We start from the raw sequence: 18,303 nt of genomic DNA on the forward strand, positions 1-18,303 counted from the left end.
GGTGGACGCCGTGGTCGCGGTGTGGGCGGTGCAGAAGGCCGGTGCGGCCTGCCTGTTCGCGGGTGACCGCACGGCCGACGAGCTGACCGCCGCGGGCGCCGGATTCGGGATCACCCGGGAGCCGCTGCCCGACAGCGACATCCGCTGGGTGGCACTCGACGACCCGCAGGTGCGTCAAGACCTCGCCGCGGCCCCGCCGCACCCGGTGTCCTACGCCGACCGAGTACGCCCGCTCGGCGAAGAACACCCGGCGTTCGTCGTCACCACGGCAAACGGAGTCGTCACGCTCTCCCAGTCCGAGGCGCTGGCCCGGGCCGAACAGGTGCGCGAGCAGTACGAGATCACCTACGAGTCGACCACGTACACCACCGCCACCTCCGGCCACCCGGCCGTGCTGGAGTTCCTGGCCTCCGCCACAGCGGGTGCCCTCGCGGTCCTCCCGACCGGCGACCTGGCAGCCGACCTCACCGAAGCCGAGGTCACCCACTGGTTCGTCGCACCGGGCGAGCCGACCGACTCCGCCGACGACGAGATCACGATCGTCGTCGTGGAGTAGGGATACGACGAGTGAGTTCCGCCGATGAAGGGCACAGATCCGTGCCCTTCATCGGCGGGTTCGTCTCGGTCGGTCGGATAGACTCGAACGGAATCGGCGGCGATTTTTCGCCATCGTTTGACGAGGTTGGAGGTGGTTTTCATGGCGATGCCGGTGCCGCGCGCCGACAGCTGGACGGCTGCCGACCTCGATCACATGCCCGAAGACGGATTGCGTTACGAGGTGTTGAATGGTCAGCTCGTCGTGAATGCCGCGCCGAAGCCTCGGCACCAGTTGCTGATCAGATGGCTGGGGCGTGCTCTCGACGCGGTGTTGCCGCCAGATCGGCTGGTGGTGGAAGGCGTCGGCGTGCTGATCGGTGACGACGAACCGATTCCCGACCTCATGGTGGTGACCGACTCGATCGAATTGGATGCCAGGGGAGTTCCTGCTGATCAGGTAGAACTCGTGGTAGAAGTGGTGTCCAAATCTACGACGTTGCAAGACCGCATGGTCAAACCTGTGGTCTACGCGGAGGCGGGTATTCCGAACTACTGGCGGTTCGAGCCCAATCCGTTCAAAGGGCAGCTGCCGGGCGAGTCTCTCCCCGTCCTGTTCGCACACGAACTCGGGGCCGACCGCACCTACGAGCTGACGCACAGGGTGGCCGCTGGTAATGCGGTCACCCTGCGCAGTCCTTTCGAATTCACGATCGATCCCGGGTCGCTGCTGCCCTGATCGCTGTGGACAACTTTCGCTGACACCTCAGAGCGCGACGGCGTGTTCCTCGGCGAAGACCTTGCGGCATACCGGCGCGCAGAAGGCGTAGTCGGTGCCGTCGTGGGTGAGGGGGTAGCGGGCGGTGGACAGGTCGACGGTCATGCCACAGATCGGGTCGATCGCGTGGCCCTCCGGAGCTTCGGCGTGGTCGCCGGAGGCCCGGTAGTCCTCGGTCATCAGTTTGGTGATCTCGGTGACGGTGAGCGTCCGGCCGAAGGTGCCGAGGTTGTGTTCCCGCAGGCCGATGATCTGCACTACACAGTGCGGGTCGCGGGTCAGTCGGTGGTTGTCGGTTTCGGACTCGGCGATGGCCTTGGTGACCAAGGGGATCACGTGGCCGCCGAAGTCGCTGTTGTTGGCCCATGCTCCAGGGACGGTGAGTCGCACCAGGTAGCGCGGCGCAGTGAGCTGGTCCGGCCCGCCGGTAGCCCATGCGTCGGCGCGGTGCACCAGTACATGGGTCAGCTCACGGGCTTTCGCGAGCACCGATTCCGGCGCACCGGGTTCGGTGGTCAGGTCGCGCAGGATGCGTTCGGCGAGTGCTTGTTTGCGGTCGGTAGTCAGCGTGTCGTCGGAGACGAACAATTCGACGGTCATCATGAGCGTGCTTCTTTCGCGTAGCGCAGGGTGGTCAGCACGACGAGCAGGAAGGCCACCAGGGCGCAGGTGGTGCGGGCGAAGTGGAATGCCTCCCAGCGGCTGAGGATTTCGGCGTAGTCGGACGGAGGGCCGCTGACGGCCCACACCTTGATGTGCTGGTTGATCGGGACGTTGCCCAGGCGCGTGATCAGGAATGCCGCTACGGCGAGCACGGCCGCGCCGCCCGCGAGCAGGCGGGACCTGCCGGTAGAGCGGACGGCGAGCACCAGGGTGCTGAGGATGGTCAGACCCATCAGCGACTGCATGACCTGGCCGTTGACGCTCATCAGCGCCGTGTGGAAGGTGAAGCGCACCTCCAGCGGTACCCGGCGGAAGGCGTACAGGACGTTGACCGCTCCATACCCGAACGCACCCGCCAGCAGTCCTCCGAAAAGCAATGCGAAGGCCCATGCCAGACGCGGTCTTTCGATCATCTTCACGCGCGGCGCTCCACCGCTGGGACCAGCGCGAGCAATTCGTCTACCGACCATTGGTCGTAGACGTGCGCGCCGAGCTTCGCCGCGAGGACGCGCCCGCCGGGAGCGATCAGGAAGTCGGCGGGCAAGCCGAGACTGCCGCCCTCGGGCTTGGCAGGCGGGGCGGCCTGCCTGCCGCGGAGTGTCGCCCAAGCATCGTGTGCCACGCCGCGCAATATCGCGGGCCAGCCGCGCGGGTCGAGCAGCGCGCGAGGCGAGGTCTCGACGCCGAACTCGCGGTAGAGCTTTCGGCTCGGATCGGCGATCACGTCGAGCGGCAGCTCGGCGGTGTACTTGCGCAATTCCTCGGCGCTGGAGTGGAAGACGACCACTTCGCGAATGTTCGCCGCGGCGATCTCGTGGCGGCGGGCGACGATCGAGCGCAGGTGCAAGTTGCACACCGGACATCCGGCGAATCGGCGGAACTGCAGGTGGATCAGGCAGTCCGGGTCCGGCACCTGGACTTGCGCACCGGAGACCGTGACGAGAGTCCGGTCGGAAACGGCGGTCGGTAGCGACATGGGGCTCCTTTCGTAGGTGTACGTAGTACGCCTACGACCAGTATGCGCGTAGCTTGTACGCTGTCAACCCGTGCCCCGTCCTCGCTCGCTGACCACCGCCGATCTGGCCTCGGCGGCCCTGGCCGTGCTCGACCGCGACGGCCTGTCCGCGCTCACCATGCGTGCGGTGGCCAAGGAACTCGGCGTGGCCACCATGGCGCTGTACCGCTACGTCCGCGACCGCGACGAACTCGAAGTGCTGGTGGCGGATCAGGTGTTCGCCTCGATCGACACGACGCTGCCCGCCGGTAGCGATTGGAGGGCGCGCGCGGCGGTGCTGCTCGACCACATCCGAGCCGGATTCGCGGCCCATCCCGCGGCCGTGCCGCTGGTACTGCGGCATCGGCAGTCCTCGGTCGAATCGCTGCGCGTGATGGAAGCGATGCTCGCCGTACTCACCGAGGGCGGTTTCACCGGACGCGCCCGCGTGATCGCCCAGCGCACGCTGGTCGCCTTCCTGATCGGCTACCTGCAGAACAAGCACTACGCGCCGCTGCCGGGGCGGGGGACGATCCTGATGGCCCAACTGTCCCCCGAGGACTATCCGCATCTGGCGCAGACCGCAGGCCAGGCCAAGGACATGTCGGCCGAGGACGAATTCCGGGGCGGCCTCGAGATCGTGCTGCGCGGCCTGCGGCCTTAGCGGGCGATGGGTCGTAGTGTCGCGCGGCGGCCTGACCCGATCCGGGGCCTCAACCGAAAAGCGCTGCCACCTCGACGGTCTCGGCCATCGCGCGAGCGCCCGCGTCGTTGAGGTGCATGCCGTCGCCGCTGTCGAATTCGGGGCGGATGAAATCGGGTCGCTCCGGGTCTTCGACCGCCCGCGCCACGTCGAACACCGAGTCGAAAACGTCGGTACCGCGCAGCCATTCGTTCACGCGGCGGCGGGTGGACAGTGTCTCGGCGACGGTCACGCCCTCGTAGATGCAACCGGCGTAAGGCCCGATCGTCGCGGCGTGAATGGGGAGTCCGGCCGCGTGGGCGCGGTGCGCCAGCGTGGTGAGGCCTTCGATCAGTTCGTCGGCGGTCGCGGGTGGCTGGCCCGCCATGCCGCCGAGAATGAAGTCGTTGATGCCGAAGTTCACCAGGACGCTGGTTACGCCGGGCACGGTGAGCGCGTCGCGGTCGAAGCGCGCCAGGCCGGGCTCGCCGATGTCCTGAGTCAGCAGCCGGTTTCCCGAGATGCCCTGGTTGACCGCCCAGCCGTGGTCCAGCCGCGCGTTGAGGAAGTCCACCGAGCGGTGGTTGGCGCCGATCGTCGTGCCGAAGCCTTCGAACCAGGAGTCGCCGAAGGCGACGGCCACCGGCGTGCCCGCGGGCGCGAGGACGTCGACGCCGACGACGTAGAACCGCGTCGGCACCTCCTCGGCGGCGGAGAGCGCGGCGTCCGATGCCGTGTTTCCGGCTGTGACGTAAGCGATTTCGCCCGGCTGCTGGGAGAAGGTCGCAAGGCCGGTGGGGCCGGGCAGATACAGGCTCAACGCCAGGTCCGCGCCCGCCGACACGCTCAGTTCGACCGGATCGCTGACGACGTCGGCGCCTGCTGGAATCACCACCCGCTCCGCGCCGTCGAAGCGCAGCGCCGTGTCGGTCTCGGTGACGATCTCGCTGCCGGTCTTGCGTATTGCAACGCGAGCGGCTCCGATGATCAGCGGCGCCTTCCCATAGCGGTTGGTCAGCCTGATTCGCACTTGCGTACCCCCGCCCGCCAAGCGCAGCACTTGGCGCACGGTTTGGTCGTCGAACGCGCGCGACTCCGCGAGTTTGATCTCCTCGTCCGGGCTGATCACCGCGGAGCGGAATCCGGCGAGCCAGGTGTTCGATGACATGAGAGCCTCCAGTAGTTGCCATGAGGATTAATGCGTCTGCATATTTCTACACTGGCTTATTCCTCTCGTCAACTATCCCCACGGCAAGTATTGCGGGTAGTCTGCCCGCATGGACGTGACCGACCTGTTCGACGATCCGCGCCTGACCGCCATGGGCTTGCTGTTCGAGGCGCATGCCGGCGTGGTGGCCAAGCTGGAACCGGTCTGGAACGCGCACGGGTTGTCCGGATTGGCCTTGAACGCGCTGATGCGGTTGAGTCGTTCACCGGCCCGGCGGTTGCGCATGTCGGAGCTGGCGGTGCAGACCTCGCTGTCCACCAGCGGGGTCACCCGATTGGTCGATCGGCTGGTGGCTGCCGGTCTGGTCGAACGCGAGCTGGATCCAGAGGATCGGCGCAGCGCCTACGCGGTGCTCACCGAGGCGGGCGCGGCACGGCTCGCGCAGGTGCTGCCGGACTATCTCGCCACTCTAGAGCGCTGGTTCGTCGGATTGCTGACCCCCGCACAGCTGGAAGCATTGGTCGAGGCGCTGCGGATCGTTCGGGACGCGTCCAATCCGGAGGCGACGTTCGGCGTGAGCTGATCGTCAGTCGGCGGATGCGGCGAGCAGTCGCTCCAAGCCGTCGAGGATCAGGTCGAGGCCGAAGGCGAAATCGGCAATCCCCGTGTGCTTTCCGTCGATCACGAGCTGGGCCAGCGCGTTCATGTGGGGATATCGGTCGGCAGGGATACGCGGCAGGAACTCCTCTGCGGCGGAGCCGTATTCGGACGGATCGAGCGGGAAGTTCAACTCCTGCAGAGTGAAACCGTAGAGGTGGCTGTCCAACGCGTTCCATGCGCGGTCTGCCTGCGGCAGTGAGAAACCCGCCGCCCGCAGGCATCCCACCGTGGCATCGATGTAGCGCAGCATGGCGGAGCCGACGTTAATCCTGGTGCCGATCAGTCCGGTCGCCCATGGATGACGCAGCAGCACCTCGCGAGCGGAGGTGGAGCGGGCGCGCAGGGCGGCCTTCCAGTCGCCCCCGATCTCGGGCGGCGCCATCTCCGCGACCACCAGATCCGCGATGCCGTCGAGCAGGTCGTCCTTGTTCGCCACGTGGTTGTACAGCGACATCGCCTCGACGCCGAGCGTCTGCGCCAGCTTCCGCATGGACAGCGCGGCAAGGCCGTGCTCGTCGGCGAGCCGGACGGCGGCACGCAACACCGCGTCCCTGGTCAGCGGCGTGCGGGCCGGGCCGGTTGCGGGCATGGTTCCCTCTCTTGACGTACTTACGGTGTAAGCGTACCGTCGGCGGTGTCGTACTTACACTGTAAGTAACCTGTGAACACGAGGGTCGCCATGTCCGAGGCCGAGGGCCAGCAGTCCACCATCGACAACGCCACGATGATCGCGATCGCCGCGCCGCGATACGGCTCCAGTGATGTCCTCCGGACGGAGGTGGTGCCGCGGCCCGTCGCTCGCGACGGCGAGGTGTTGGTCCGCGTGCGCGCGGCGGCGGTGTGCAGTGGCGACGTGCACTTGCTCACCGGCAAGCCCTACGCGATCCGGCTCGGTTTCGGCCTGCGGCGGCCCAAGTACCGGATCATCGGGCACGACCTGGCCGGCGAGGTAATCCAAATCGGTGCTGGCATTACCGGATTCGCAGCTGGAGACGTGGTTTTCGGTGCGGTGGATGGCGGTGCGTTCGCCGAATACGTCAGCGTGCCCGTCGAACGACTCGCGCACGCTCCCGCCGGCCTGACCATGGAAGAGGCTGCCGCGCTGCCGGATTCCGGGATGACCGCACTCCAGGGCCTGCGCGACGTCGGCGGGCTGTGTGCCGGGCAGGCGGTGCTGATCAACGGCGCTTCGGGCGGCGTCGGCACCAGCGCGGTGCAGATCGCCAAGGCGCTGGGCGCGCAGGTGACGGCCGTATGCAGCACACGCCACGTCGAATCGCTGCGCGCGCTCGGCGTCGACCACGTAATCGACTACACCACAACGGATTTCACCCATGCCGGACACCGCTATGACGTGCTGCTCGACCTGGTCGGCAACCGATCGCTCACCGCGTGCAGGCGGGTGCTGGCTCCGAAGGGCGTCTTCGTCTCGTCGGCGGGCGCGCCCGGCGGGAACTGGCTCGGGCCCGTGGTTTGGGTCGCCAAAGTGCTGCTGACCGGCCTGGTGGTCAGCCAGACGATGCGCCCCTTGCTGATGCGCCCGCGCCGGGCGGACCTGGAGTACCTGGCCGGGCTGGCCGCGGAGGGCAAGCTGCGCCCGGTCATCGAACGGCGGTATCCCCTTGGCGAGGCGGCCACGGCGGTGGGCCACGTCGCCGAGGGGCATGCCCACGGCAAGACCGTCATCGTCATCTGAACTCCTGCGGCGGGAATCCGGCCCGGTCCGGCCGACCAGATCCGCGACCGGTCCCGCGGTGCGCCGAGGGTTTGGTTCTACCGGCCGGGCGGCGTGGCGGGTCGGTGTGTATCACTCGGATCGGTCCTGGTCGCGGTAGCGGCGGACCTTGCTCAGGTTGCCGCAGCGGTCCATCGAGCACCAGCGGCGACGGCCCGGGCGCGACGCGTCCACGAACAGCAGACCGCAGTCCTCGGCCGCGCAGACGCGGATACGCGCGGCCAGCGGGCCGGTGAACAGGTCGATGGCGTCGCGCGCGAGCGTGGACAGGGCCGCGGCCGCGGTCGGGTCGGCATAGCCGCCGGTGCCGTCCACTCGAAGCTCCGGGATCAGCGGAGGCAGGGCGGCGACGGTATTGATCGTCGCGATGTCGTTGGGGAACAACGGTTCTCCAGCCGCGGCGCGGTACGCCGCATTGGTGACGGCAGTGCGCAGCCTCCGCATGGCGGGCAGATCGGACTCGTCGGCGTCGAGCTCGTCCAAGTCGAGGATCACCGCCAGCCACCGGACGAGGTCCGCTGCGGTGTGCACGATCTCCCACACCGCGAGCGCACCATCGCCTCCGGTGTGCACGAGGTCGAGCGCGGGGCGGCCGGTGCGGAAACGGCGGCGCAGATCGGGGGGCAAGGCGCGCCAAGCCCTGGCCAACTTGCAGACCTGCCTCGCCGCCGCGGGCGCCTCGATCGAACACGTGGTGAAGTGGACGATCCTGATCCGCGAGGGCGAGTCGCTGCAGGACGGATTCGCCGCGTTCGGCGAGGTGTGGGGTCGTCGCCCGAACCCGCCCGCGATCACCGTCGCGCAGGTCGCGGGTTTCGCCGTGCCAGGCGCCGTCTGCGAGCTCGAAGCTATCGCCGCCGTACCGGCCTGAGCCGGGTCAGTCGACCGCCGCGCCCAGACGAGCGGTGAGCTCGCGGATGTGCGCGATGAGTTCGGGCGGTTCGTGCACCCGGAACGGGAAGCCGAAGGTGGCGACGTAGATCGCCAGCTCGTCGAGCGAGTTGGCTCCGGTGCGGAGTACACAGCTTTCGGCGTCCAGCGCCTCGATCACTCCGATGGTCGGAGGGACGCGTTCGGCGGCGACTTCGGCGGGCACGCCCAGGGTGATGCGGGCCGGGTAGGCGTACGGCGCGGTCGTGACGCCGCGTGAGAGGTACCCGGACAGGTCGGCATCGGGCGACTCGCGCGGCATGAAGCGGGGGCCGGTGGGGATGCGGGGCTGCATGCGGTCGACGCGATAGGTACGCCAGTCGTCGCGGTCGACGTCCCATCCGACGAGGTACCAGCGTCGGCCGGTGTGGGCCAGCCGGTGCGGCTCGATGGTGCGCAGCGACGCGACGCCGTCGTGACCGCGGTAGTCGAAGCGCAGACGGTGGTTGTCGCGGATGGCGCCCGCGACGGCGGTGAGCGTGTCGGGGTCGACGGTGGGCCCGCCCGCAGGCACCGTGATCGTGGCCGCCTGGAGCATGCCGACGCGGTGGCGCAGCCGCGAGGGCAGGACCTGCTCGAGTTTGGCGAGGGCGCGCAGCGAACTGTCCTCGATGCCTGCGATGGTGCCGCCCGCCGCGGTGCGCAGGCCGAGGGCCACGGCCACCGCCTCGTCGTCCTCCAGCAGCAGGGGTGGCAGCTTCGCGCCCGCGCTGAGCCGATACCCGCCCACTCCGGGCGTCGCGTCCACCGGGTAACCGAGATTGCGCAGCTTGTCGATGTCGCGCCGGACGGTGCGCACGTCCACATCGAGCCGTTCGGCCAGTTCGGCTCCGGTCCAGTCGCGTGCGGTCTGTAAGAGCGACAGCAGGCGCAACAGTCGCGCCGAGGTTTCCAGCATGGGAAAAGTTTGCCGGAATGCTAGGGCAAAAGCTGTCCTAGGCGGGTCATACGGTCGAAGGCATGAGCAACGACATCCACCCGTTCCACATCGACATTCCGCAGGAGCAGCTCAACGATCTGCGCTCCCGCCTCGACGCCGCGCGCTGGCCCGCCCCGCTGCCGGGCGACGGCTGGGACACCGGGACGCCGACCGCTTGGCTGCGCGCGCTGGTCGACTACTGGCGCGCCGAATACGACTGGCGGGCAGCCGAACAGCAGCTCAACGCATACCCGCAGTACACGACGGAGATCGACGGGCAAACCATCCACTTTCTGCACGTCCGTTCGCCCGAAGCCGACGCGCTGCCCCTGCTGATGACGCACGGCTGGCCGGGCTCGGTGGTCGAATTCCTGGATGTGATCGGGCCTTTGACCGATCCGCGAGCGCACGGAGGCAATCGGGCCGACGCCTTCCACCTGGTCATTCCTTCGCTGCCGGGATTCGGGTTCTCCGGACCCGTCGCCGAGGCGGGCTGGACCATCGATCGGATCGCCGCGGCATGGGACGAGCTCATGCGCAGGCTGGGTTACGCGCGCTATGGCGTGCAGGGCGGTGACATCGGGGCTGCGGTGAGCCCACAGGTCGGCCGCACGGCGCCCAGCCGGGTGGTGGGAGTGCACGTCAACGGCGGGCCCGGTCCCTTCCCGCCGCTGCCGCTCGCGGAGGAGGAGCTGGCGAGCCTGACCGATCTGGAACGCGATCGCATCCGGCGGATCGAGGCGTTCATGCAGGAGGAATTCGGTTACATCGCCATCCAGTCCACCCGGCCGCAGACCCTGGCCTACGGGCTGGTGGACTCCCCGGTGGGGCAGCTCGCCTGGATCATGGACAAGTTCCGGGAGTGGACGCATCCCCGAGGCGTCGACCCGGACAAGATCATCGACCGGGATCGCTTGCTGACCAACGTGATGTTCTACTGGCTCACCGGCACGGCGGGTTCGGCGGCCTACGTCGGCTATGCCCAGGACGCCCCGTGGGGCGAACCGAAGCCGAACTCCGGCGTGCCGACAGCGGCCTTGGTCTTCGCTCACGACATCGGTATCCGCCGCTACGCCGAGACCGAGAACACCGTCACGCGCTGGAACGACGTCGACCGTGGCGGTCACTTCGCTGCTATGGAGGAACCCGTCCTGCTCACCGCGGATATTCGCGAGTTCTTCCGCGACTTGCGCTGAGAACCGATATCGATGCGCCTGTTCCGGCATGTCGTCGCCGGAACAGGCCCACAATCGGAGAGCAGGACCGTTGGCGCTCAGGAGCGACCGCCATGTGCGAACCGAGACCCCTTTCCCAGGACCGCCGCGAGGAATTCTGGCGCCGGTGCGGATGGTCACCCGAGCTGCCCGACCAAGAGCGCGACAAGATCGAAAGCGCCTGGGACGACGAATCGATCGTCGCGGCGGAGCTTTTCGGCTGGTGACGCGATCAATCCGCTAGACGGTGAGCTCGCCGGCCGATCGCCAGGAGTTGCGTTCGGCGGCGAATGCTTCCGCTTGCCTCGCGCGGAAGGCCTCGATGGATTCGGCATTGTCGGCGAGGAACTTCCGGTAGTCCGCCAGGCGGAATTCCCCGTCTTCGGCTCGTACGCCGACCTTGCCCGCGGCGAAATCGGCGCGCAGGTCGTTGAGTTCTTCCGCGTCGACCGGATACCACCGGATGCGATCGAAATACCGGAGCAGCCAGGGTGTTTCAGTTCCGGAGCCGGTGCGATCGGCACCTGGCGGCAGCGCGGGCGTCGCCGCGGCGCGGTGATTCCACACCTGGGTGGTACGCCCGACGAACTGGTAGCCGCCCGGTCCTTCCATGCCGTAAACGCACAGGTAGGCGCCACCGATGCCGACCGCGTTCTCCGGGGTCCAGGTACGGGCCGGGTTGTACTTCGTGGTGACCAGCCGGTGCCGCGGGTCGGTGGGGGTGGCGACCGGCGCGCCGAGGTAGACGTCGCCCAGTCCGAGGACCAGATACTCGGCCCCGAAAACGGTGTCGTAGACATCGGATACGGTGTCCAGGCCGTTCATACGACGAATGAACTCGATGTTCCACGGACACCACGGCGCGTCGGCGCGCACGCCGTGCATGTAGCGGGTGATGGCCTCGCGCGTGGACGGGTCGTCCCAGGACAGCGGCAGGTGGACCACGCGGCTCGGCACCACGAGCTGGTCGGAAGCGGGGAGCCGCGCCTCGGCCTCGGCGAGCAGGTCGAGCAGCGCGGGCACCGGCAAGACGTGCGGATCGACCCGGATCTGCAACGAACGGATGCCGGGCGTCAGTTCGGTCACTCCACGCATGCGAGCCGCCAGCAGGTGCTGGTGCAGGGCGTGTACGCGGGCACGCAGGCCCAGATCCAGGGTCATGGCACCGTATTCCACGAGCACGCCGTCGTCGCCCGCGCGGCGGTAGGTCACGGCGATCTCGTCGTCCACGTGGGCGCGGCGCAGCACGCCGTCGTCACCGTCGCCACCCGTCGACAGCACGGTCGGCCACGCGGCACGGCGCTCGGTCCCCAGCTCCCGGATCGAGGCGGCGCGGTCGCCGCGGATGAGTACGAAACGCACGGTGTCGCCGGGGGACAGCTGGCCGAGCTTCCAGCGGTCGGCCGCCACGACGGTGACCGGGCAGACGAAACCGCCCAGGCTGGGTCCGTCGGGGCCGAGCAGGATGGGGGTGTCGCCGGTGAAATCCAGCGCGCCGACCGAATACGGCGTGTCGTGGATATTGGACGGGTGCAGCCCCGCTTCGCCGCCATCGGTCCGGGCCCATTCCGGCTTCGGGCCGATCAGCCGGACGCCGGTGCGATCGGAATTGAAGTGCACCTCGTAATCGGTCCCGACCACGGTGTCGAAGTCGGCGCGAGTGAAGAATTCCGGTGCGCCGTGCGGTCCTTCGGTGACCGCGAGTTCCCAGCGCCGGGTCAGCACGGGCTGATCGTCCATCGGGACTGCCGCGACAACCCGGCCGTGGTGGGCCCCCAACGAAAGCGATTCCCCGGCGCACAGCGCCCCGCCGGTACTGCCGCCGAATCGGCCGAGCGTGAACGTGGCGGCGCTGCCGAGGTATCCGGGCAGATCGATGCCGCCCGCGAGCAGCACGTAGCAGCGCATGCCCGGCCCGCGCACGGCGCCCACGTCCAGCACGCCTCCCGCGGGCACTCGCACGGTGCGCCACTGCGGCACACGGATGCCGTCCACGGTCACGTCGGCCGGTGCGCCGGTGACGCACACCCAGGTCGCCGCGGTGAACCGGAGCGCGGGACCGCTGAGGGTGCATTCCAGACCGGCGGCGCCCTCGTCGTTGCCGAGCGCGCGATTGCCCAGCCGGAACGAGAGGTCGTCCATCGGTCCCGACGGCGGGACGCCGATATGCCAGTATCCGATCCGGCCGGGCCAGTCCTGCACCGTGGTCAGCATCCCGGGACGAACGACCTGCACCGTGTTCGGTTCCGCTGCGCCGGAGCGCGATCCGGTGCCTACCGGGAGTTGGGCGACGGTCATCGCGACACCACCATGCGTACCGGGGTCGGATCGAACCCGTTGCAGGGGTTGTTGATCTGTGGACAATTCGAGACCAGCACCAGCGTGTCGATCTCGGCGCGCAGGGTGACCCGCTTGCCCGGTGCGGACCGTCCGTCCACGATGCCCAGCGTGCCGTCCGCCTCGACCGGCACGTTCATGAACCAGTTGATGTTCGACACCAGGTCTCGTTTGCCGAGTCCCCAGCGCAACCCTTCCGCGAGGAAGTTCTCCACACAGGCATGCTGGTGCCGGGTGTGGTGGCCGTAGCGCAGCGTGTTGGACTCCTGTGAGCAGGCGCCCGCGATGGTGTCGTGATTGCCGACCTCGTCGGCCACGACGGTCATCAGCGCCGATCCCGCGTCGGTGCGCAGCACACTGCCGGTGGTGAGGAAGATGTTGCGCTGCGCGGCGACCGTGGCCTGCGCGCTGTAGCGCTCGGTGTGGTCGGCCGCCGAGTACAGCAGGCAGTCCACCGCCTGATTGCCGTGCAGATCGATGATCTCCCAATGGTCGCCCGCGCGGACCACGGCGGACCAGGGGGAGCGTGCGGGAACGGTCTCGTCGAGCACGATGGTGCGAGCCGTGGTCATGCGGTTGCCTCCAGAGTCAGTGCGGCCGTCCATGCCCGTTCGGTGTTCTGCACGGCCCGTAGGTATTCCGGGTCGTCGTTGACGGTCGCGGCGAGGTCTTCCGGCGCAGCCCACGCCACGACGTCGAGATCCGTGGCGGGTCGCTCGTCGATCGGGTGTGCGGCGTTGGCGACGAGCACGGTGACCGGAAGATGCACGAGCAGGTCGACGGAAGCGCCGGGGGAGGCGCTGCCGGTGGCCGTGAGCGTTCCGTCCGGCTCCACCCGGACGCCACGGAAGAATGCGATCGTCGGTCCGATGTCGCGTGGGTCGAGTCCATGTTTGGCGCCTGCCAGCCGCAACTGGGCGCGGGCCGCAGCGGTGGGTCCGCAGAGCGTGTCGTGGTGGCCGGAGGTGTCGGCGAGCACGGTCGCCAGGATGCGTCCCTGATCCGACAGAAGCGGGTGACCACCCCCCAGGTACGCCTGCCACGGCACCTTCATGGTGTCGGCGACGTTCAAGCGCTCCCACGGCGCGTCGGTGCGAACCAGCAGCAGGTGCGCGCATGCCGCGCCCGCCGGGTCGGACAGGCGGGCACGGGTGCCGCGGCCGAGCGCGACGTTCGCGTAGGCGCCCGACGGAATACGCTGGGCAAACGTGATTTTCGATGCCGGGACCGTGGAGGGCAGGTCGGGACCCGCAATGGCCGCCGCCGCGGCCTGCGATCGTGCGTGCGCTCGTGCGCCGGATGTATCCGCGGTGCTTGTCACGGTTCATTCCTTTCGTGCGCTGGTTGTGGTGACTGCGTGGCCCATAGGGGCCGACGCGGGGTCGGTGGTCGCAATGTCCGGACACGTCCGACTGGTACATGCGGTCCGGCAGGGCTGACGTGGGACCGGCGGATCTCGAGTGGCGCGGGCATTCCCGGTCGCCTGCGGCGGCGGGTCGCGGCGCGAGATTTTCGGTCCGGCCGCGGACTCCGAGGCCGAGCCTCGCCGATGCGGAGCTGTCGGAGAGTCCGATCATGCGGGTACCGGGTTTCATGTGGCCGAGGCCGGGTGCGGCGTTTGCCCGGCATCCTCGTCGCCGCACCCGGTGCCGATCAGGCGGCTTGGGGTGCTGGTTCCAGACTTTCGGCGCTGCGTCCACCGCCGACTACCAAGCGATGCACCAGCATGCCGACGCCGAGCACCAGCAGCACGAAAAGTGGTGCCGCCCAGAGCATCCACCAGCCGCCCCCGTCCGGGGCGTAGACCTCCGCGCGTGGCCAGGCCAGGTTCACCACCATGGCGATGCCCCAGGCCACGGCGAGCGCGTTGACCGGAATGCCGAAGCGGCCCAGGCTGAACAGGCGCGCATCGGTTCCCGGGTCGGGCAGCCCGGTGTACCGCCGGATCAGCAGCGGCACCGTCACCAGCAGGTATGCCAGGTACAGCGTGACGATGCAAACACTGGCCAGTGTCGTGAAAACGGCCGCGTTGCCGAGGTTGAGCAGCAGCAGGCCGATGCCGAGCGCGCCGATCACGACGGCGGGCAGCACGGGCGTGCCGTAGCGCGGGTGCACCGCGGCGAGCCTGTGTGCGAACGGCAGCTTCCCGTCTCGCGCCATCGAGAACATCAGCCGCGAGCCCGCGGTCTGAATCGCCAACGTGCACACGGTAACCGCCACAGCGACGCAGCCCAGCAGCACCTTGCCCGCCGGGCTGTCCAGCTTGGCCGTGAGTACGTAAGCCAGGCCATCGGTGGCCAGCGCGCCATCGGACAGGCTCGGCGCGGCCATCAGCGCACCGAGCAACATCAGTCCGCCGCCGAGCGCCGAGACCGACAACGCGGTGAGAATGGTGCGCGGCGCGACGCGGCGCGGTCTCTTTGTCTCCTCGGAAAGCTCACCCGCCGAATCGAATCCGACCATCACATACGCGGCCATCAACCCCGAGACCAAGAACGCGGCACAGTAGGGACCGGGCGCGGCCTGATCGGTGTGCAGCACAACGCCGGGGCCGCGCTCGGTGGTGGTGAAGAACAGCGCGATGATCGCGAGGACGCCGACGATCTCGACGGTGACGCCGATCGAGTTGATCCGTGCCATCAGGTCGATGCCGATCACGTTGATCACCGTGGTGAGCGCCAGCAGAATGCTGCCCAGCACCACGGCATTGGTCGCGCCGGATGGCGAGGTGAGCGCGGTGTCCGTGCCGATGAGCTGGAATCCGCTCCAGATCGATGGCAGCACCACCTGCAGCGCGATCGCCGCCGCGGCGGCCGTGACGATCTGCGCGATGATCATCATCCAGCCCGCGAACCAGCCCACGAGCTCGCCGCCGAGCCGTCGGGACCACTGATAGATGCAGCCCGAAATCGGATAGCGGGCGGCGAGTTCGGCGAAGTTCAGCGCCACCAGGAACTGTCCGGCGAACACGATCGGCCAGGTCCAGAAGAAGGCGGCTCCGCCGAACGAATAGCCGAAGCCGAAGAACTGGAAGATCGTGGTGAGGATGGAGACGAACGAGAAGCCCGCCGCGAACGAGGCGTAGCGGCCGAGCTTGCGATGCAAGACGGGCTGATAACCGAATCCGGCGAGGTCGGCGCTGTCGCCGCTGAGATCGGAGGAGAGGGTTGGGGCGAGGGTGGTGGCCATGGGCGGTCCTTCGGGATGCGGCCAATAACTATCAGACGACAGTTTTGCGGTCGCGATCGCGCTTTCGGTGACCTCCGTGTATCGCTTCGGGGACGTGCGGTAACTTCTGCGTTGCCGGTATTTCTATCAAGTGACAGAAAACGCGCCGAGTTCCGTGGGCAAACCGACCGGACGGCTACCGCGCCCGGGCCGCCTGCCAGAATGGCGGCGTGACGAACCTCGGTCCCGGTCGTCCGCGCGTCGCCCAGCGACGACGCCGCGGGCAGACGCCGCGTGCCGAAATCCTCGACGCCGCAGGCGAACTGTTCACCACCAACGGCTACGCCAACACCTCCACGCGTGCGGTCGCCGACGCCGTCGGCATCCGGCAGGCCTCGCTGTATCACCATTTCGCCGCCAAGGACGACATCCTCGACGCGTTGCTCGCCGAAACCATCGCGCTGCCGATCGAGCTGGCCGAACGGCTGCGCGAGGCGCCCGAACCGGCGCAGGTGCGGCTGTACGCGCTGGCCCTGTTCGATGTGCGGCAGCTGTGCGCGTCGCGCTGGAATCTGGGTGCGCTGTACCTGCTGCCGGAGCTGCGCACCGAGCGCTTCGCCGCGTTTCGCCTGCGCCGGGACGAATTGCGCGGGCATTATGAGACATTGGCCGCGCAGGTGCTGGCCGAAGGCGGCGGCGCGAGCACACCGGGCGCGGAGCTGCTGCCGTTCCGTTTGGTGGAGACCGTGATCAGCATCCGCTCCGACGAGGGCACCGCGCCCGCCTACGCGGCGCAGACGATCCCGGGGGCGGTGCTGCGCACGCTCGGCTGGCGCGGCGACCTCGACGCGATCCGTGCCGAGGCGGCCGAGCTGCTCGACCGCTTGGCGCCGCCGGCCCGATGATCAGGACTTGCCTTCGCCCCGCACCCAGTTCAGGCCCCAGCCGTAGACCTTGTCCACCTCGGTGACACCCCAGCGTGGGCGGTTCGGTGGCGGCGGGACGAAGCGGCCTTCGCGGCGCACCACCAGTTGCGTGCCGGTGTTCTCGATCAGCGCGAGCACCACGTCACGGGAGTTGTCCGCGCAGCCTTCCACGCTCACCTCGATCGGCGGCGCTGCGATCGGGTACAGCGTCGCGGTCGCCCGGATGCCGCGGAGGTCGGCGGCGCCGTCGTAGAGGGTGGCGAAGACCAGGATTCGGCGGAATGCCGCGGTGTGATCGAGATCGACCTGAAGGTTCTCCCCGGCGGCCGCTCCGGACCGGTCGTCGGCGTCCAGCCGGATGAACGGTGCCTGGTCCAGCGCGCCGAAGTTGCCGACCGGACGGATATCGCCTTTGCGACCGTCGGCCAGTTCCCAGAAGCAGCACAGGTCGAGATCCAGCGCGGACGCACTCGAGCCCACGACCGTGGCGGTCCAGTTCAGGTTGATCCGCATGATGCCGGAGGTCGCGCCCTGCTCGCTCAGCGAGACCGAAGGGAAGTTCCCGGTCAGCGCGATCTTGTCTGCGTACCGGTTTGGAATTCGGCCAGGTGATGCGACTGGCTGGCCCGGAGACATCGGGTACTGGCGTGCCGGGGGTGTGTATTGGCTTGGTGCTGGCGAGTGTTGGCCTGCTGGAGGCGAGTGCTGGCCCGGCGGGGTGTACTGGCCGGGCGGTGGTGTGACGTGGCCGTGCCATGTTGTCGCGCCGGAATCCGGTGCCGCCGGCGAAGGGTGCGCGGCGAACTGGCCTGGCTCTGGCGGAGACGGCGCCGTTGGCGGCGCGAATCGGTTCAGCTCCGCGGGTAGGGGTGCTGGTGGCGATGGGAAGGGATTCGCCTCGGATGGAATCGGCGCGAACGGCGGTGACAGCGCGCCGAAACGGCTCGGTTCGGGTGGAACCGGCGCGGACGGTGGTGGCGGCGTGAACTGGTGTGGCGGCGCTGGAGGCGGTGGCGGCGGGGCGTATTCGTGCGGCGGCGCGGGTGCGTCGTCCACCGCGATGCCGTAATCGGCGGCCAGCCCGGCCAAACCGGAGGTGTAGCCCTGGCCGACCGCGCGAAACTTCCACCCGGCTTGGCGCCGGTAGAGTTCGCCCAGCACGATCGCGGTCTCGGCCGTCGCGTCGACGTCGTCGAAACGCGCGATCTCCGCTCCGGTACCCGAGTCGACGAGCCGCACGGACAGTCCGTCGAGCTGCCCGATGGAGCCGCCGTCGGTGGACGCCGCGATCACGACGGCGTCGATCTGCGGCTCCACTCGTGCCAAATCCGCCGACAGCACGTCCACCAGCGTGGAGCCCGCGCGTTTGCCCTCGTGGCGGACCGCGCCGGAGGGGTGGGCGGGCTGGTTGTAGAAGACGAAATCGCTGTCGGATCGCACCTTTCCGGACACCACGAGCAGCGCGGAGGCATCGGCATCCGGCGCTCCCGTCCCGGCCCGCCAGGCCACCTCGATCCGGACGGCGGACGCCGGTACCGGCACGTTGGCGCCCTTCTGCATCGACACATCTGTCAACGTAACCGAAACCCAGGCAT

The 18,303-nt window shown here is 68.6% G+C and carries 21 protein-coding genes; 9 read left to right on the forward strand and 12 right to left on the reverse strand.

The window, feature by feature from the left end; genetic code table 11:
• Both IU459_RS30555 and IU459_RS30560 read left to right on the forward strand, forming a co-directional pair.
• Positions 1-556: hypothetical protein (locus IU459_RS30555; protein ID WP_195133069.1), on the forward strand; the 556-nt coding region annotated here is incomplete at its 5' end.
• A 147-nt stretch (positions 557-703) separates the two neighbouring features.
• On the forward strand, positions 704-1,273 hold the full coding sequence (locus IU459_RS30560) for a Uma2 family endonuclease (protein WP_228838758.1): 570 nt from the start codon (positions 704-706) through the stop codon (positions 1,271-1,273).
• A 27-nt stretch (positions 1,274-1,300) separates the two neighbouring features.
• Here IU459_RS30560 and IU459_RS30565 read toward each other — a convergent pair whose 3' ends face one another.
• Genes IU459_RS30565 through IU459_RS30575 form a run of 3 tightly spaced genes read right to left on the reverse strand, consistent with a single transcriptional unit; the run spans position 1,301 to position 2,951 of the window.
• The gene (locus IU459_RS30565; RefSeq protein ID WP_195133071.1) at positions 1,301-1,915 is read right to left on the reverse strand and encodes a YHS domain-containing protein; all 615 of its coding nucleotides are present in this window, start codon (positions 1,913-1,915) and stop codon (positions 1,301-1,303) included.
• The gene (locus IU459_RS30570) at positions 1,912-2,388 is read right to left on the reverse strand and encodes a DUF1772 domain-containing protein (RefSeq protein WP_195133130.1); all 477 of its coding nucleotides are present in this window, start codon (positions 2,386-2,388) and stop codon (positions 1,912-1,914) included. The genes IU459_RS30565 and IU459_RS30570 overlap by 4 nt, the downstream gene beginning before the upstream one ends.
• A 2-nt stretch (positions 2,389-2,390) precedes the next feature.
• Positions 2,391-2,951: a peroxiredoxin-like family protein gene (locus tag IU459_RS30575; protein WP_195133072.1), complete on the reverse strand. Its 561-nt coding sequence runs from the start codon at positions 2,949-2,951 to the stop codon at positions 2,391-2,393.
• A gap of 70 nt (positions 2,952-3,021) precedes the next feature.
• Here IU459_RS30575 and IU459_RS30580 point away from each other — a divergent pair, with 70 nt between their 5' ends.
• Positions 3,022-3,633 (forward strand): TetR/AcrR family transcriptional regulator, encoded by a 612-nt coding sequence (locus IU459_RS30580; RefSeq protein WP_195133073.1) that lies wholly within the window; start codon positions 3,022-3,024, stop codon positions 3,631-3,633.
• 49 nt (positions 3,634-3,682) lie between these two features.
• Here IU459_RS30580 and IU459_RS30585 read toward each other — a convergent pair whose 3' ends face one another.
• The gene (locus tag IU459_RS30585; RefSeq protein ID WP_195133074.1) at positions 3,683-4,819 is read right to left on the reverse strand and encodes a GDSL-type esterase/lipase family protein; all 1,137 of its coding nucleotides are present in this window, start codon (positions 4,817-4,819) and stop codon (positions 3,683-3,685) included.
• A 109-nt stretch (positions 4,820-4,928) separates the two neighbouring features.
• Between IU459_RS30585 and IU459_RS30590 the strand changes: the two genes are divergently transcribed.
• A complete protein-coding gene (locus IU459_RS30590; protein ID WP_195133075.1) occupies positions 4,929-5,402 on the forward strand; it encodes a MarR family winged helix-turn-helix transcriptional regulator in 474 nt (157 codons plus the stop codon).
• Positions 5,403-5,405: 3 nt separating this feature from the next.
• Here the strand turns inward: IU459_RS30590 and IU459_RS30595 are convergent, their stop codons facing one another.
• Positions 5,406-6,068, reverse strand: a complete 663-nt coding sequence (locus IU459_RS30595) for a TetR/AcrR family transcriptional regulator C-terminal domain-containing protein (protein ID WP_195133076.1) — start codon at positions 6,066-6,068, stop codon at positions 5,406-5,408.
• Positions 6,069-6,158: 90 nt separating this feature from the next.
• On the opposite strand from IU459_RS30595, the gene IU459_RS30600 reads away from it, so the two are divergent.
• The gene (locus IU459_RS30600; protein ID WP_195133077.1) at positions 6,159-7,175 is read left to right on the forward strand and encodes an NAD(P)-dependent alcohol dehydrogenase; all 1,017 of its coding nucleotides are present in this window, start codon (positions 6,159-6,161) and stop codon (positions 7,173-7,175) included.
• 111 nt (positions 7,176-7,286) lie between these two features.
• Here IU459_RS30600 and IU459_RS30605 read toward each other — a convergent pair whose 3' ends face one another.
• Positions 7,287-7,862 carry a CGNR zinc finger domain-containing protein gene (locus tag IU459_RS30605; protein WP_228838754.1) on the reverse strand — a complete coding sequence of 192 codons (576 nt, stop codon included), beginning with the start codon at positions 7,860-7,862 and terminating at the stop codon, positions 7,287-7,289.
• Between the two features lies 1 nt (position 7,863).
• Here IU459_RS30605 and IU459_RS38820 point away from each other — a divergent pair, with 1 nt between their 5' ends.
• Positions 7,864-8,085 carry a RidA family protein gene (locus tag IU459_RS38820; protein ID WP_228838755.1) on the forward strand — a complete coding sequence of 74 codons (222 nt, stop codon included), beginning with the start codon at positions 7,864-7,866 and terminating at the stop codon, positions 8,083-8,085.
• Between the two features lie 6 nt (positions 8,086-8,091).
• On the opposite strand, the gene IU459_RS30615 is transcribed toward IU459_RS38820, so the two are convergent.
• Positions 8,092-9,042, reverse strand: a complete 951-nt coding sequence (locus tag IU459_RS30615; RefSeq protein ID WP_195133079.1) for a helix-turn-helix transcriptional regulator — start codon at positions 9,040-9,042, stop codon at positions 8,092-8,094.
• Positions 9,043-9,104: 62 nt separating this feature from the next.
• On the opposite strand from IU459_RS30615, the gene IU459_RS30620 reads away from it, so the two are divergent.
• Complete coding sequence (locus IU459_RS30620) at positions 9,105-10,259, forward strand: epoxide hydrolase family protein (protein WP_195133080.1); 1,155 nt, start codon at positions 9,105-9,107, stop codon at positions 10,257-10,259.
• Positions 10,260-10,351: 92 nt separating this feature from the next.
• Positions 10,352-10,504, forward strand: coding sequence for a hypothetical protein (locus IU459_RS30625; protein WP_195133081.1), 153 nt, complete (start codon positions 10,352-10,354; stop codon positions 10,502-10,504).
• Between the two features lie 13 nt (positions 10,505-10,517).
• On the opposite strand, the gene IU459_RS30630 is transcribed toward IU459_RS30625, so the two are convergent.
• From IU459_RS30630 to IU459_RS30645, 4 genes are all read right to left on the reverse strand, one after another.
• On the reverse strand, positions 10,518-12,491 hold the full coding sequence (locus IU459_RS30630; RefSeq protein WP_228838760.1) for a 5-oxoprolinase/urea amidolyase family protein: 1,974 nt from the start codon (positions 12,489-12,491) through the stop codon (positions 10,518-10,520).
• Positions 12,492-12,571: 80 nt separating this feature from the next.
• Positions 12,572-13,186: an urea amidolyase associated protein UAAP2 gene (locus tag IU459_RS30635; protein ID WP_195133083.1), complete on the reverse strand. Its 615-nt coding sequence runs from the start codon at positions 13,184-13,186 to the stop codon at positions 12,572-12,574.
• A complete protein-coding gene (locus IU459_RS30640; protein ID WP_195133084.1) occupies positions 13,183-13,935 on the reverse strand; it encodes a DUF1989 domain-containing protein in 753 nt (250 codons plus the stop codon). Before IU459_RS30640 ends, IU459_RS30635 begins: the two co-directional genes overlap by 4 nt.
• 332 nt (positions 13,936-14,267) lie before the next feature.
• Positions 14,268-15,803, reverse strand: a complete 1,536-nt coding sequence (locus IU459_RS30645) for an amino acid permease (protein WP_195133085.1) — start codon at positions 15,801-15,803, stop codon at positions 14,268-14,270.
• 209 nt (positions 15,804-16,012) lie between these two features.
• On the opposite strand from IU459_RS30645, the gene IU459_RS30650 reads away from it, so the two are divergent.
• Complete coding sequence (locus tag IU459_RS30650; protein WP_195133086.1) at positions 16,013-16,687, forward strand: TetR/AcrR family transcriptional regulator; 675 nt, start codon at positions 16,013-16,015, stop codon at positions 16,685-16,687.
• Here the strand turns inward: IU459_RS30650 and IU459_RS39460 are convergent, their stop codons facing one another.
• Positions 16,688-18,268, reverse strand: coding sequence for a TerD family protein (locus IU459_RS39460; protein WP_195133132.1), 1,581 nt, complete (start codon positions 18,266-18,268; stop codon positions 16,688-16,690). It abuts the gene before it with no gap.
• Positions 18,269-18,303 lie beyond the last annotated feature (35 nt).

Origin of the sequence: Nocardia amamiensis (assembly GCF_015477605.1) — a bacterium.
In the GTDB taxonomy this organism is placed as follows: domain Bacteria; phylum Actinomycetota; class Actinomycetes; order Mycobacteriales; family Mycobacteriaceae; genus Nocardia; species Nocardia amamiensis_A.

What these genes read in the sequence shown, in the direction of transcription:
- IU459_RS30615 (WP_195133079.1), bottom strand. Translation starts at nt 9,042, where the DNA reads ATGCTGGAAACCTCGGCGCGACTGTTGCGCCTGCTGTCGCTCTTACAG.
- IU459_RS30560 (WP_228838758.1), top strand. Translation starts at nt 704, where the DNA reads ATGCCGGTGCCGCGCGCCGACAGCTGGACGGCTGCCGACCTCGATCAC.
- IU459_RS30600 (WP_195133077.1), top strand. Translation starts at nt 6,159, where the DNA reads ATGTCCGAGGCCGAGGGCCAGCAGTCCACCATCGACAACGCCACGATG.
- IU459_RS30625 (WP_195133081.1), top strand. Translation starts at nt 10,352, where the DNA reads ATGTGCGAACCGAGACCCCTTTCCCAGGACCGCCGCGAGGAATTCTGG.
- IU459_RS30645 (WP_195133085.1), bottom strand. Translation starts at nt 15,803, where the DNA reads ATGGCCACCACCCTCGCCCCAACCCTCTCCTCCGATCTCAGCGGCGAC.
- IU459_RS30635 (WP_195133083.1), bottom strand. Translation starts at nt 13,186, where the DNA reads ATGACCACGGCTCGCACCATCGTGCTCGACGAGACCGTTCCCGCACGC.
- IU459_RS30595 (WP_195133076.1), bottom strand. Translation starts at nt 6,068, where the DNA reads ATGCCCGCAACCGGCCCGGCCCGCACGCCGCTGACCAGGGACGCGGTG.
- IU459_RS30570 (WP_195133130.1), bottom strand. Translation starts at nt 2,388, where the DNA reads ATGATCGAAAGACCGCGTCTGGCATGGGCCTTCGCATTGCTTTTCGGA.
- IU459_RS30575 (WP_195133072.1), bottom strand. Translation starts at nt 2,951, where the DNA reads ATGTCGCTACCGACCGCCGTTTCCGACCGGACTCTCGTCACGGTCTCC.
- IU459_RS30630 (WP_228838760.1), bottom strand. Translation starts at nt 12,491, where the DNA reads ATGCTGACCACGGTGCAGGACTGGCCCGGCCGGATCGGATACTGGCAT.
- IU459_RS30620 (WP_195133080.1), top strand. Translation starts at nt 9,105, where the DNA reads ATGAGCAACGACATCCACCCGTTCCACATCGACATTCCGCAGGAGCAG.
- IU459_RS39460 (WP_195133132.1), bottom strand. Translation starts at nt 18,268, where the DNA reads ATGCAGAAGGGCGCCAACGTGCCGGTACCGGCGTCCGCCGTCCGGATC.
- IU459_RS30585 (WP_195133074.1), bottom strand. Translation starts at nt 4,819, where the DNA reads ATGTCATCGAACACCTGGCTCGCCGGATTCCGCTCCGCGGTGATCAGC.
- IU459_RS30565 (WP_195133071.1), bottom strand. Translation starts at nt 1,915, where the DNA reads ATGATGACCGTCGAATTGTTCGTCTCCGACGACACGCTGACTACCGAC.
- IU459_RS30590 (WP_195133075.1), top strand. Translation starts at nt 4,929, where the DNA reads ATGGACGTGACCGACCTGTTCGACGATCCGCGCCTGACCGCCATGGGC.